Annotated in this window: 11 protein-coding genes; 2 read left to right on the top strand and 9 right to left on the bottom strand. The window is 65.1% G+C overall.

Features of this window, described 5'->3' with window-relative positions; translation table 11 throughout:
- Genes ACE3T8_RS03905 through mtgA form a run of 3 tightly spaced genes read right to left on the bottom strand, consistent with a single transcriptional unit; the run spans nt 1 to nt 2,230 of the window.
- On the bottom strand, nt 1-429 hold the full coding sequence (locus ACE3T8_RS03905; protein ID WP_374606964.1) for a CBS domain-containing protein: 429 nt from the start codon (nt 427-429) through the stop codon (nt 1-3).
- Nucleotides 389-1,429: a glycosyltransferase family 2 protein gene (locus ACE3T8_RS03900; RefSeq protein WP_374606963.1), complete on the bottom strand. Its 1,041-nt coding sequence runs from the start codon at nt 1,427-1,429 to the stop codon at nt 389-391. The genes ACE3T8_RS03905 and ACE3T8_RS03900 overlap by 41 nt, the downstream gene beginning before the upstream one ends.
- A gap of 33 nt (nt 1,430-1,462) precedes the next feature.
- A complete protein-coding gene (gene mtgA / locus ACE3T8_RS03895) occupies nt 1,463-2,230 on the bottom strand; it encodes a monofunctional biosynthetic peptidoglycan transglycosylase (RefSeq protein WP_374606962.1) in 768 nt (255 codons plus the stop codon).
- 108 nt (nt 2,231-2,338) lie between these two features.
- On the opposite strand from mtgA, the gene ACE3T8_RS03890 reads away from it, so the two are divergent.
- Together ACE3T8_RS03890 and ACE3T8_RS03885 are read left to right on the top strand one after the other, a co-directional pair.
- On the top strand, nt 2,339-3,268 hold the full coding sequence (locus ACE3T8_RS03890) for an Hsp33 family molecular chaperone HslO (RefSeq protein ID WP_374606960.1): 930 nt from the start codon (nt 2,339-2,341) through the stop codon (nt 3,266-3,268).
- 126 nt (nt 3,269-3,394) lie between these two features.
- Nucleotides 3,395-4,267 (top strand): hypothetical protein, encoded by an 873-nt coding sequence (locus tag ACE3T8_RS03885; protein ID WP_374606957.1) that lies wholly within the window; start codon nt 3,395-3,397, stop codon nt 4,265-4,267.
- Between the two features lie 78 nt (nt 4,268-4,345).
- On the opposite strand, the gene ACE3T8_RS03880 is transcribed toward ACE3T8_RS03885, so the two are convergent.
- The 6 genes from ACE3T8_RS03880 to ACE3T8_RS03855 form a co-directional block, all read right to left on the bottom strand.
- Complete coding sequence (locus ACE3T8_RS03880) at nt 4,346-5,224, bottom strand: DUF4097 domain-containing protein (RefSeq protein WP_374606956.1); 879 nt, start codon at nt 5,222-5,224, stop codon at nt 4,346-4,348.
- 22 nt (nt 5,225-5,246) lie between these two features.
- On the bottom strand, nt 5,247-5,774 hold the full coding sequence (locus tag ACE3T8_RS03875; RefSeq protein WP_374606954.1) for a hypothetical protein: 528 nt from the start codon (nt 5,772-5,774) through the stop codon (nt 5,247-5,249).
- A complete protein-coding gene (locus tag ACE3T8_RS03870; RefSeq protein WP_374606953.1) occupies nt 5,771-6,364 on the bottom strand; it encodes an RNA polymerase sigma factor in 594 nt (197 codons plus the stop codon). The genes ACE3T8_RS03875 and ACE3T8_RS03870 overlap by 4 nt, the downstream gene beginning before the upstream one ends.
- Nucleotides 6,365-6,430: 66 nt before the next feature.
- On the bottom strand, nt 6,431-7,513 hold the full coding sequence (locus ACE3T8_RS03865; RefSeq protein ID WP_374606951.1) for a tetratricopeptide repeat protein: 1,083 nt from the start codon (nt 7,511-7,513) through the stop codon (nt 6,431-6,433).
- 161 nt (nt 7,514-7,674) lie between these two features.
- Nucleotides 7,675-10,650, bottom strand: coding sequence for a carboxypeptidase regulatory-like domain-containing protein (locus tag ACE3T8_RS03860; protein WP_374606949.1), 2,976 nt, complete (start codon nt 10,648-10,650; stop codon nt 7,675-7,677).
- A 248-nt stretch (nt 10,651-10,898) separates the two neighbouring features.
- Entirely contained in the window at nt 10,899-12,662 is a 1,764-nt protein-coding gene (locus ACE3T8_RS03855; RefSeq protein WP_374606948.1) for a phosphoenolpyruvate carboxykinase (GTP), read from the bottom strand.
- Nucleotides 12,663-12,664 lie beyond the last annotated feature (2 nt).

The following is a 12,664-nucleotide window of genomic DNA, read 5'->3' as shown; positions in this document are numbered from 1 at the left end:
TCAGCTCGCGATGTAACGTTGCAGGTGGTCGAGCTCCAGTCGCTGCTCCTCGATCACCGCGCGCACCAGGTCGCCGATCGAGACCACGCCGAGCACGGCATCGCCATCGAGCACGGGCAGGTGGCGGATGCGATGGTCGGTCACCACCTGCATGCAGTGTTCGGCGCTGTCGCCCGGGCTCACGGTGATGACATGGGCGGTCATGATGTCGCGCACCGGCGTGTCCTTCGACGAGCGCCCCTGCAGCACCACCTTCCGCGCATAATCGCGTTCGGAGAGGATGCCGGCCAGCCGCGCTCCCTCCATCACCAGCAGGGCACCGACGTGGTGCTCGGCCATCGACCGGATCGCCTCGATCACCGGCGCATCCGGCGGGACCGCGTGGATCTCAACCGGTTTCGATTCCAGTAACTGCCGTACCGTGCGCATCGCTCGCTCCTCGCAACTCGGGAACCTGCGACGAGGATACTCCGCTCGCCGGCCTCCAGCTGTCGACCAGGTACAGCGGCCGCTGCTTGGACTCCTCGTACAGGCGCCCGAGGTATTCGCCGATGAGCCCGAGCGCCACCAGTTGCACGCCGCCCAGGAACAGGATCACCGCCATCATGCTTGGCCAGCCGGCCACGCGGTCGCCCCACATCAGCGCCTTGACGATGATCCAGCTGCCGTAACCGAACGCGACCAGCGCGGTGGCGATGCCGACATACGTGGCCATCCGTAGCGGCGCGGTGCTGAAGCTGGTGATGCCTTCCAGCGCGAAGTTCCACAGCGCCCAGAAATTGAACTTGCTGCGCCCGGCGACGCGCGCCTCGCGCTGGTACGGGATCGCCACCTGGTTGAAGCCGACCCAGCCGAACAGTCCCTTCATGAAGCGATGGCGTTCGCGCAACTGGCGCAACGCGGCCAGCGCGCGCGGCGAGAGCAGGCGGAAGTCGCCGGTGTCACGCGGCACCGGGGTCTTCGACAGCGATCCGATCAGCCGATAGAAGCCGTGCGCGGTGGCGCGCTTCAACCAGCCTTCGCCTTCGCGCTCGACCCGGGTGCCATGCACGTCGTCGAAGCCTTCGCGCCATTGCGCCACGAAGCGCGGCAGCAATTCCGGCGGATCCTGGCCGTCGGCGTCGAGGATGAAGGCCGCACCGCGCTCGACCCGGTCCAGGCCGGCGGTCAGCGCCGCTTCCTTGCCGAAATTGCGCGACAGGCGCAGCAATGCCACCCGCGGATCGGCGGCGGCGAACCCGCGCAGCACGTCCCACGTGCCATCGCGACTGCCGTCGTCGATGTACAGCACGCGCGCCTCCAAGCCTTCAGCTTCAGCCAGCGCGAGTGCCGTCGCGATCCGCGGCTGCAACACGGGCAACGCCTCCGCCTCGTTGAAGGCGGCGATCACGATGGTCAGGCAGCGGTCGTCGGGCGCGATGCGATGCATGGGCCGATGGTATGCCAGCGATGCCGCAGCTGCTCAGTCCAGCGTGCGCAGGGAGGCGGGACCGCCTATCGCGCGCATCTGCCGCTCGATGGCACGGGTGCGCCGCTGCACATAGGGACCGGGCCGGGTCGCGCTGTAGCGCTTCGGGCTGGGCAGCACCGCGGCCAAGCGCGCGGCCTCGGTGGCAGACAACGTCGCGGCATCCTTGCGGAAGAAGCTGCGCGCCGCCGCCTGCCCGCCGTACACGCCATCGCCGAATTCCGCGATGTTCGCGTAGACCTCCAGGATCCGCTGCTTCGGCCACAGCGCCTCGATCAACGCGGTGTACCAGACCTCCAGTCCCTTGCGCAGCCAGCGGGTCGGGCCGCTGCCCTGCCACAGGAACAGGTTCTTCGCGGTCTGCTGGCTGATCGTGCTGGCCCCGCGCAGGCGTCGCACCGGCTTACCGCGCTTTTCCGCACGCTCGACCATCTTCTCGTTGTGCGCCTGCGCCTTCTCGATCGCGGCGAAGTCGAAACCGTGGTGGTTGGCGAAGTTCTGGTCTTCCGACGCCACCAGCGCCAGCGGCAGGTGCGGCGACATCCGCTCGAAATCGCGCCAGTCGTGGGCGATGCGGAAGTCGATCTCGCCCGCCACCAATGCGTCCAGTTGGCGCGCGACCATGAATGCCGAAAACGGCGGATCGACGAAGCGCAATGCCAGCACTTGCACCACACTGAACACCACGCACCACAGTGGCAGCTTCCACCACCAGCCACGCCAGCGACGACGGCGCGGCTGCGTCCCGGCGTCAGCACCCATTCGCAGCCACCTTGCGATCCACGCGCACGCGCCCCATTTCCATCGGCCATCACCTGAATGCCCCGTTGCCCGCGCATTATCCGCAGGACGTGGCCACACGATACCCACATGACAAAGACCCCCGGCACGCCATCGCAGGATCTCCAGCTCCGCTTCCTTCTCCCGGATGCCGGCGTGCGCGGCGTGGCCGTGCACCTGGACGAGACCTGGGCAAACATGGTGGCGCATGCGACTTACCCGCCGGCAGCGGCCGAACTGCTCGGTGAAGCCGCGGCTGCGGCCGCGTTGTTCACCGGCCACGCCAAGGTCGATGGGCGCCTGTCGGTACAACTGCGCGCAGACGGCGCCATCCGTACCCTGTTCGCCGAATGCACGGCCGCCGGCACCCTGCGCGGCATCGTCCGGCTCGACGAGGCCGTGGCCGACGGCCGCGCTGCGCCGCCGTCGCGCGACCTGCGCGCGCTCGGCGAGGACGCCGTATTGGCGATCACCATCGAAAACCCGGCGCTGGGCAGCCGCGAGCCGATGCGCTACCAGGGCCTGGTCGCATTGGACGCCGACCGCCTGGACGAGGCCTTCGAAGCCTATTTCCGCCAGTCCGAGCAGTTGCCCACGCGGCTGCTGCTGGCCTGCGACGGCCACCGCGCTGCAGGCCTGATGCTGCAGAAGCTCCCCGGCGACGAGGGCGACGCCGACGGCTTCCACCGGATCGGTGCGCTGTTCGACACCCTCGGCGGCGAGGAACTGCTGGCGCTCGCCCCGGCCGACATCGTGCACCGCCTGTTCCACGAGGAGCACCCGCAGCTGCTGGGCGAGAAACCCCTGCACTTCGCCTGTTCGTGCTCGCGCGGACGGGTCGAGGCCATGCTGGTCTCGCTGGGCGAACCGGAAGCGCGGGCCGCGGTCGAGGCCGGTCACGGCGAGGCCTCGATCCATTGCGAGTTCTGCGGCCGCGAATACCGGTTCAACGGAGAGGCGGTTGGCGTCATGTTCCGCGACGCCGCGGCGGAGCTCCCGGCGGCGCCCGGGATCCAGTAACCTGCAACCACGCAGGGCACGGCACTTTACGACCTGCCGGGGCATTGTTAAGGAATCATAAATCCGCTAGCATCGTCCGTCCTTGGGAGGGGAACTTTGCCGGCCACGGCCTGTCCATCACACACCATGCGCATGCGCCTGACTTCCATCGCGGTTGCCCTGCTCGCCCTGGCCTGTGCCAGCGGTGCCGCACAGGCGCAATCCAAGGCAGCCAAACGCAACGACGCGCGGGTCTCATTGCCCGTCCTGAACAAGGACGGCAAGCTGGAAGCCATCCTGCTGCTGGAACCCGCGACTACAGGGGCCGGTGCAGGGGCCCGCTGGCGTTTTGGCAGCACCACGCTGGAAGCCACCTACGGGCTCGAAACCGGCAGCTCGCTGGCACTGCTGTGCGACCGCCAGACCGGCGGCTTGTCCTCCGCGATCGGGCAACTCGCCAGCAATTGCGTGCTGACCTCGCTCAAGGGCGACGGGCCGGGCACGGGCAGCCGCCACGCCACCACCGGCGCAAGCCTGAGCCGCAACGGCAACAAGGTCGGCGTCTCGGTGGGCAGCGGTCGCGACACCCTGCCGGTCTGGCTGGCGCCGAACCAGTCGGGTGGTGCCCGCTACGAGCAGAACGATTTCTCGCTGTTCGCCGAAAAGGCGATCAGCCGCGAGGGCTTCGTCAGCGTGGGTGGTACCGTCGCCCGCGCGCGCCTGGTGCCTGCCGCCGACGTCCCGCAACTGGCCGACCAGTGGAACACCCGCAGCCTCAGCATCGGCGGCGGGTTCGGTTCCTTCGGCGCCAACGTGGTCGGCCGGGTGGTCAACGTGCCCGGCGAAAGCAACGTCTGGAAGGGCCTGGGCCTGGGCCTGACCTGGCGTACGCCGTGGAGCGGGCAGCTCAGCGTGGGTGCGGACAATGTGGTCACCCGCGGCAAGAATCCGTTCTCGGTGAACGGCCAGAAGGACGACGAGGGCACCGTGCCCTATGTGCGCTACCAGCAGGATCTCTGAGCGCGCACGACCTGGGCATTTCCCGGACAAACGAAAGGCCGCATCGCAGGATGCGGCCTTCGTCTTTTGCAGGCTCGATCAAAGCAGGCGCAGGGTTGCATCACCGGAGAACGTCTCCAGCCGCACGTCGCCCTTGCCGGCACCGTAACGGGTCTGGAAGCTCGAACCCGGACCGTATTCCTCGCGCTGGATCCTCGCGCCCGGTGCGCTCAGGTCGCCACTGAAGCTTTCCCCGCTGACCTCGGCCGAGAGGTCCCGCGGCAGCCGCAGCAGCAAATCACCACTCACGCTTTCCATGCGGCACTCGCCGCCATCGGCCAGTGCGGCCTTGATATCCATGTCGCCGGACACGGTGCCCGCCGACAGGCTGCGCAGGCGCTCGCCCAGATTGTCCAGGCGGACGTTGCCGGAGACGGTCTCCAGCGACACCTCGCCGTTGAGCCGGCCTTGCAGGACGAGCTCGCCGCTCACCGTGTCGACCGACACATCGTGGCTGTTGAGGGTAAGCCGGACGTCGCCGCTCACCGACTCGATCCGCGCCTCGCGCGGCGCCCCGTTGGCGGTGATGTCGCCGCTCACCGACTCCAGCGACAGTTCGCGCGATGCGATCCCGTGCACGTCGATGTCGGCGGAGACGGTTTCGACTTCCAGGTCGGCCAGGGTCGGCACCTGCACGACCAGCATCGTCGGTTCGGTCCTGCCGGAACGCGAGGGATATTTCACCTCGATGCGCAGGTTGCTGCGGTCGCCGTCCATCGAGAACTTCTCGACGCCATCGCCAAGGGTGCCGGTCACTTTCACTTCCTGCCGGTCCCAGGCCCGCACTTCGACGCGGCCCTTGAGGTTCTCGATCTCGATCCGCCCACGCGGATCCAGCGGCCGGGCCTGGTCGATCGGCGTGCCAGCCAGCGCCGGCAGCGCAGCCAGGCAGGCCAGCGCCAGGGTGGAACGGATCATCACAGTGCGCATGGTCGACTCCTCAAGCGTAGAGCGCGCGGCGCGACAGGGCGAGCCGGCGGGTATAGGTCTCGCGCAGCCGCTCCAGCAGCAGGCGCGAATCGGGGTTCTGTTGCAGGGCGCTGCGGATCTCGGCCGCGCTGCGATCGAGCGCCTCCAGCCCGGGCTGCCAGTTGGCGGGTGTCGGCTGGACATCCAGCTCGCGCAATGCCGCCTGGTATTGCACGGTGAGCGTGCTCGCCTCGCGCTGGACCAGGGTGGTCGCGACGCGCGCCTCGGCGGCGGGTACAACAGCCACCGGCACATCGACGGGACGCATCTGCCAGGCCAAGCCGGCCGACAACAGCATCGACGCCGCCATCGCGACGGGCCACGGCCAGCGCCTGCGTGCCGCGACGGGCGTGGACGACTGCGGCAACGCACGGATGCGCGCCTCGATGCCGGGCCACAGGTCGGATCCGGGATCGCGATCCTGGCGCAGTCCGCGCAGGGCCAGGCGCAGTGCGGCATCGCCGCTGTCATGCCCCGGGTTGTGGGTTCGTTCGTTCATGCCATCACTCCGATCCGCGTGCGCAGCAATCCGCGTGCGCGATGCAACTGCGCCTTGGAACTGCCGACCGCCATGCCGAGCTCCGTCGCGATTTCCTCGTGCTTCCAGCCTTCCACGTCGTGCAGGACCAGCACGGCACGCGCACGCGGCGGCAACGTGGCAACGGCCCGCTCCAGGTCGCGGCCGAGCATGGCCTGCCCGGCCGTATCCGGCATGGGCACCGATGCCAGCGCCTCGTCATCGTCCTCCGGCCAGGGTCGGCTGCGGCGCGCGCGCAATTCCATCAGCGCGGTGTTCACCGCCAGCCGGTGCAGCCAGGTCGACACCGCGCTCTCGAAGCGGAATGCCGGCAATGCCTGCCAGGCCCGCACGAAGGCTTCCTGGGTGAGATCCTCCGCACGCTCGCCGGCATGGCCGACCAGGCGCGCGATCACCCCATGGATGCGGCGGTGATGGCGACGGTACAACTGCTCGAAGGCCGCCACGTCCGCACCGGCGGCACGGCGCACCAGGATTGCGTCTTCGCCAGCATCGAACAGCGCATGGTCGCTATCGGCAGTAGGTGGCATCGGCATGGGCTGCATGAGCATACCCAGTCCGATGCATCGCAGTGGCTCAGGGTTTAAGCGCTCGCCGGATCGGCGAATCCAGTTGAATCAGAGATTCCGCTTGCGCAGGGCTGCGAGCTTGTCACCGTACCTGTCGCGTGCATTCCCCAGGCTCAGCTTGTACGCGGCCGAGAGCTCGCGATCCGCTGCGCGGGAATCGCCCATGGAGAAATACACGCGAGCCAATCCGAAGTGGAATTGGTGTTCCTTGCGATTCAAGGCGATAGCACGCCGATATTGCTTGGCCGCCTCCACATAGTTTCCGGCCAGTTCCAACTGCCGCCCCAGCGTGTACTGGTAATAGGGATCCTTGCGCAACACGCTGTCGGCGCGTGACTCCCACATGGCAACACGGGAATCGTCACCCCTGTTCTTGTAGAAAGCGACCAGGTTAGACAGACCACTCATCAGCTCTCGTGACTGCTCGATCGCACTCAGGAAGTATTTCTCTGCGGCAACCGAATCGCCTGTACGCAAGCTCAAGACGCCCGCGTTGTTCAACAGCGTCGGATCGAGCGGTGCATGCCGCAGGGCCTCATCGAGCCATGGCTTGGCTTCGGATTGGCGTCCAGCCACCATCAATTCCATGGCTCTGTTGCCGTAGTACAGCGCGAGCAGCTTCTGATCACTCACCGGTTGCAACGCATCGCTCGCCGCGGTCGCATCGCTGGCATTCACGTCCACTACGAAACGCCGCCTTTCCACTTCGATAATCGCGTTCGCATGCATGCTCTGCATCACGATCTCGCCTGTCGATCCCCAGGACAACACGCGGTCGATCTGTTGCCCATAGGCATCCAAGCCTGCTTCGCGCGCCAGCGCCACGATCAGGAAGGTGGACGACAGGCAGTTGGCCTTGCGCGCCTGATACACCTCGCTGACTGTGAGCGATGCGTCCGGTTGATATTCCACGCCCAACCCGTTCTCATCGAACACGAATTCGACCAGCCGGGCCAGTCGCTGCTCGGGAGAACGCCTGACGTCCACGACCCTTTCCCTGAAGGCCGCGCGGAGTTCTTCTGGAACAGCCAGCACCTGTTCGGGGGGGGGAGGCAATTCGACAGGCCCGGACACATGCGCAGCGGGGCCGAGTTGCAGCGCGAGTAGCGTCGCCATGAACGTGGTCAGCATTTCCCATGTCTCTGATGGTCGATCATTCGATTACATATACACCCGTTTCGATGCCATGGTGAGAGCCGTCTCGTCCTCGCCCATACCAATGGACGAACAAAGAAACAGGCCGGCGCTCGCGCGCCGGCCTGGAGGGTGTCGCTTTTGCGGTTGACTACGAATCAGAACGAATAACGCACGCCCAAATAGGCCCGACGCGGCGCAACCCAGGCATTGGCTTCACCGAAGGCGTATGTACCATTGCCGGCCAACAGACCCATTTCGCTGGTCGGGCTCTGCTTGTCGAGAATGTTGAAGACGTCGAGGAACATTTCCAGCTTGCCGAACGGCAGTTTCCAGTCGTACGAGGCGCGCATGTCAAGGGTGTAGTACGCCGGACCCTTGTTACCGCCAACGACACCCGGCAGTGCCCACGTATCGTCCACGCCACCATCGATGTAACCCGTGGGATCCATGATCGGCAACCAACGTCCCGAGATCAGCTGAGAGGTGGTGTAAAGCGCGCCACTGTTCCAGTTGAAGATGCTCGACAGCGTCAGGCCGAAGTCGAACTCATAGGAGCCGAATGCCTTGAATTGGTGCTTGATGTTGCCGGACTGCGGGCCATAGATGTTCGGGGCGCGTGGGTCCAGTGCGAGCCAGTCACCCTGGAAATCCGCGTTCGAGTCCGAGTTGGTATTGCCCTTGGCCCCATTGAAAGTGTACGACACCATGCCCTGCCAGCTATCGGTCTTGAACTTCTGCAGGGTGATTTCCAGGCCGTTGTAGTCACGCTTGCCGCCAGCCAAGGTGCCAATCACGTAGTTCGAGTTCGGTGCAGCGTCGTAACCGAAGTAGGAATACGGCAGGTAGTACGCCGAGCCCGGCGCGGCGTAGCCGTGAGGCGCGGTCGCAAGGGTTAGCGTGGGATCGGAGTATAGGCCGAGGTCGTAGTCTTCCAGGATGTCGCGGGTCTTGCGGTGCGTCAGGACTACCGACAGGCTGATATCGTCACGGAACGTATTGGAGAAGCCGAGCAGGAATTCATCCGTGTACGGTGTCTTCGTGCTCGGCGCAAACAGGGCGTCCGGGGTCTTCGGACCGCCGCGGCTGCGGAAGGTCAGCCAGCGGTCGCCAATGAAGATCTGCTCGGCCAATTCCGGGCCAGTCAGGTTGCCAGCGAAGTCCGACATGTTGGTGCGGATCGGATCGTAGTAGCGGCCGTAGAAGCCCCAAATCTTGCTGCGGCCGTCGCCGGCCAGGTCATATACCACCGACAGTCGCGGGGCGAATTCCCAATCGAACTTCGCGGACTGGTCGCCCTTGGAGTCGTAGTGCTTCCACTCCTCTGCGCGCACGCCGGCGTTGACGGTCCACTGGTTGAGCGTCCAGGTGTCCTGCAGGAAGAACGTCTTGCCCTTGCTCTCGACCGTGTAAGGCGCAGCGCTCACTTCCTTGATGCGGTAGTTGTTCACTTGCCCGGTCGGGTTGCCCGCCGTGCTGGTGAACTGATACGCGTTGATTTCCGCAGCGGACACAACACCGTCAAGATTGGTGTCCAGCACGCTGATGAAATAGGCCTTGTCTGCCGCACTGGCGTTTGCAATGCCGAAGCCGCCGGTGGTACCGATGATGCGCGGGATATCCGCGGCCACGATCGCCCTGGAGCCCGACCAGCCCGTCCCCACGAATTCGGCGAAGCTCACCCCGGCGTTGCCCGCCGCGATGGAGGTGTACCGCGCGTTGTCGGGACCGAGAACACGCGAATCCTCGTAGTAAAGATTTTCCGAGGTGGTGAAACCAGCCTTGAAGCTGTGGCTGCCGAAGGCAGTATCCAGCCAGTAGGACAGGCTCAGCCCGAATTCGTCGCGGTTGCGCTCGGTGATCAGGCCGACGCCACCGCCGCCTTGGCTACGGGTTGCCAGCGTGCTGGGCAGGCCCTTGAACGCAACGTTGTTGAACGCGACGTCGGTGACAGCCGAAAGTTGCGAGACCTCGCCTTCATGGCGGAAGCCATATGCGTCCAAGGTCAGGTTTTCCCAATCATGGGAGTATTCCAACTTGTAGTTGTCACCACCCTGGACCTGTTTGGAATCGCGATTGTTAAGGACCGTCGAGGAACGCGAACCACTGATCTCGGTGGGGTCGTTGAAGAATGTCGCGGTCAGCCGGTCGTCATCGGTGATCTGCCAAGTGGTCTTGAAGAACGCGTACTTCGCGTCGTTGTTGACCGAACGGATCAAATTGCCGGTAGCGGCATCCAGGACGTCATCTTCGCGGTACTTCTTCTGGTAGGAGCCAAAGAACCACAGGCGCTCCTTGATCAGCGGACCGCCGAGGGTCACGGCCGCGTCGTAGGTCGAGAAGCCGCCAGACGTGTTGTGCTTGTCCTTGGCCACCAGGTTGTCGTTCTGCAGGTAGTAGTTGATCGAGCCGTGGAACTCGTCGCCGCCCGACTTGGAGACCACCTTGGAGATCAGGCCGGAGCCGCCCGCAAACTCCGCAGGCACGCCACCTGTCAAGACCTGCTGCTCCTGGATGATTTCGGAGTTGAAGTTCGCACCGAACGTGCCGGTCTGGTGGTCGGTCACATCCACGCCATCGAGGTAATACACGTTGTCAGACGAGGTGCCGGTAGCGCCGCCGATATCGGAGTAGTTCACGCCGGACTTGGAAGACGGATTGCCACCGGCGCTGGGCTTGACGCCGGGCACCAGCTGCAGATAGCTCTGGTAGTTGCGGCCAGTAGGCAGCGACTCCACCAGATCGAGCGTGAGCACGGTGCTGACTGTTGCCGACGTGGTATCGACTGCTGCAAGTGACGTGCCGGTCACCACTACGGAATCCAGCGTCGTCGCGTCCGCCGCACCGCTGCCCAGGACATACCCCACGCTCAGGTTCTGGTCGCTGACGACCGCCACATTACTCGCAGTGAACGGGCTGTAGCCGGAGGCAACCACTTCAACGGTGTAATTCGTCGCGGGATCGAGCCCAACAATGTTGACGTTGCCATTGGCATCCGTCACTCCGCTCTTGGAGGACAGGCTGGCCGGGGAAGTCAGCTTGACGGTCGCGCCGGCAACCGGCTGGCCACCCGCACTCTTGATGTTGATGCGCAGGCCACCGTCAGCCGCGAAGGCCGCGGTCGCGAAACACATGCTGAGTGCAAGCGTGAGTGCGCTCCGCTTCAGGCCTTTGGCAAAATAATTAGAAGCCATTTGTTGTAACCCCCATTGGGACAGTAGTGACCAAAGATGTACAAGTGAGTCTGGCCTGAAGAGGGCCTGACTCCCCAACTATAGACCAGCGAACAAATCCTTAACAAGCCCCTCATCTGCAATTCATGTTCCTTTCTGCGTATTCAGTTTCGAAAGAAAACATGTCGCATTGCAGCAACACTGGCGTGTCATGGGGTGTCGTCGATCAGCGCCTTGGCGATTCGTGCCTGCTCCTGCATGAGGGCCGTTGGCATCCGGATGCCGTAATCCGCGAGATAGCCGGCGATGCCCTCGAACTCGGCCTGCCAACCCGCGCGGTCGAAACCGAACAGCAGAGCGCGCGCTTCCTCGCCAAGATCCAGGCCGTCCAGATTGATGCTGCCTTCCGCGGGTTGCAGTCCGACTGGCGTTTCGATTGCGCTGGCCGCGCCCTCGACGCGACCGACGATCCACTCCAGCACGCGCAGGTTGTCGCCGAAGCCAGGCCACAGGAACCTGCCGCCCGCGCCCTTGCGGAACCAGTTGACGTGGAAGACCTTCGGCAGCTTTGCGCCTTCGGTGTCGAACGACAGCCAGTGGGCGAAGTAGTCGGCGAAGTTGTAGCCGCAGAACGGCTTCATCGCCATCGGGTCGCGGCGCATCACGCCCACCTGGCCGGTCGCGGCGGCAGTGGTTTCCGATCCCATCGACGCGCCGACCAGCACGCCATGCGTCCAGTCGCGCGCCTCGAACACCAGCGGCACCAGTGATGCGCGGCGACCACCGAAGACGATGGCGCTGATCGGCACGCCCTGCGGGTCTTCGGCCATTGGCGAATAGCTGGGGCATTGCTTCGCGCTGACGGTGAAACGCGCATTCGGATGCGCGGCCGGTCGCTTCGCAGGATCGTATGGTTCGCCACGCCAGTCGGTCGCAGGTTGCTGGCCGTTGTCGATGCCTTCCCACCACGGCTGGTTGTCGGCGGTGGTGCCGACATTGGTGAAGATGGTGTGGGACTGGATCGAGGCCAGCGCGTTCGGGTTGGATTTCTCCGACGTGCCCGGTGCCACGCCGAAGAAACCTGCTTCCGGATTGATGGCGTACAAGCGGCCATCGGCGCCCGGGCGCATCCAGCAGATGTCGTCGCCGATCGTCCATACCTTCCAGCCGGCTTCGCGATAGCCCTCGGGCGGGATCAGCATCGCCAGGTTGGTCTTGCCGCAGGCGCTCGGGAACGCAGCGGCGATGTAGTGCGTTTCGCCCCGCGGGTTTTCCAGGCCCAGGATGAGCATGTGTTCGGCCAGCCAGCCTTCCTTGCGCGCCTGGTGCGAGGCGATGCGCAGCGCGTGGCACTTCTTGCCGAGCAGCGCATTGCCGCCATAGCCCGAGCCGTAGGACTTGATCGTCAGCTCCTCCGGGAAATGCATGATGAAGCGACGCTCCGGATCGAGCTCGCCGGTCGAGTGCAGGCCCTTCACGAACGACCCTTCGCGCTCGATGCGCGCGAGTGCGGCGGCGCCCATGCGGGTCATGATCCGCATGTTGGCGACCACGTACGGGCTGTCGGTGATCTCCACGCCGCAGCGCGACAGCGGCGAATCGATCGGGCCCATGCAGTACGGGATCACGTACATCGTGCGGCCCTGCATGCAGCCCTCGAACAGCGCATCCATCCGCGCATGGCCATCGGCAGGTGACATCCAGTGGTTGTTCGGGCCGGCATCGTCCTGCTCCCGCGTGCACACGAAGGTCAGGTGCTCGACGCGCGCCACGTCGTCCGGGTCGGAGCGATGCAACCAGCTGTTCGGATGGGTGTCGGGATTGAGCGCCATCAGGGTGCCGTCGGCCTGCATCTTCGCGACCAGCGCGTCGTGCTCGCTGTCGCTGCCGTCGCACCACTGGATCGCGTCGGGCCGGGTCAGCCTTGCAACATCCAGCACCCATTGGTTCAAAGCATCGAGCCTGCTGCTCATCG

This window comes from Thermomonas sp. (genome assembly GCF_041919455.1).
GTDB lineage: Bacteria > Pseudomonadota > Gammaproteobacteria > Xanthomonadales > Xanthomonadaceae > Thermomonas.
The sequence above is the reverse complement of the archived record's forward strand: the minus strand, read 5'-3'. Positions and strand labels throughout refer to the sequence as shown.

Excerpts from the sequence above, each read along its gene's own strand:
- ACE3T8_RS03880 (WP_374606956.1), bottom strand. The coding sequence starts at position 5,224 with ATGATCCGTTCCACCCTGGCGCTGGCCTGCCTGGCTGCGCTGCCGGCG.
- ACE3T8_RS03905 (WP_374606964.1), bottom strand. The coding sequence starts at position 429 with ATGCGCACGGTACGGCAGTTACTGGAATCGAAACCGGTTGAGATCCAC.
- ACE3T8_RS03860 (WP_374606949.1), bottom strand. The coding sequence starts at position 10,650 with ATGTGTTTCGCGACCGCGGCCTTCGCGGCTGACGGTGGCCTGCGCATC.
- ACE3T8_RS03855 (WP_374606948.1), bottom strand. The coding sequence starts at position 12,662 with ATGAGCAGCAGGCTCGATGCTTTGAACCAATGGGTGCTGGATGTTGCA.
- ACE3T8_RS03875 (WP_374606954.1), bottom strand. The coding sequence starts at position 5,774 with ATGAACGAACGAACCCACAACCCGGGGCATGACAGCGGCGATGCCGCA.
- ACE3T8_RS03885 (WP_374606957.1), top strand. The coding sequence starts at position 3,395 with ATGCGCATGCGCCTGACTTCCATCGCGGTTGCCCTGCTCGCCCTGGCC.
- ACE3T8_RS03900 (WP_374606963.1), bottom strand. The coding sequence starts at position 1,429 with ATGCATCGCATCGCGCCCGACGACCGCTGCCTGACCATCGTGATCGCC.
- mtgA (WP_374606962.1), bottom strand. The coding sequence starts at position 2,230 with ATGGGTGCTGACGCCGGGACGCAGCCGCGCCGTCGTCGCTGGCGTGGC.
- ACE3T8_RS03890 (WP_374606960.1), top strand. The coding sequence starts at position 2,339 with ATGACAAAGACCCCCGGCACGCCATCGCAGGATCTCCAGCTCCGCTTC.
- ACE3T8_RS03865 (WP_374606951.1), bottom strand. The coding sequence starts at position 7,513 with ATGCTGACCACGTTCATGGCGACGCTACTCGCGCTGCAACTCGGCCCC.
- ACE3T8_RS03870 (WP_374606953.1), bottom strand. The coding sequence starts at position 6,364 with ATGCTCATGCAGCCCATGCCGATGCCACCTACTGCCGATAGCGACCAT.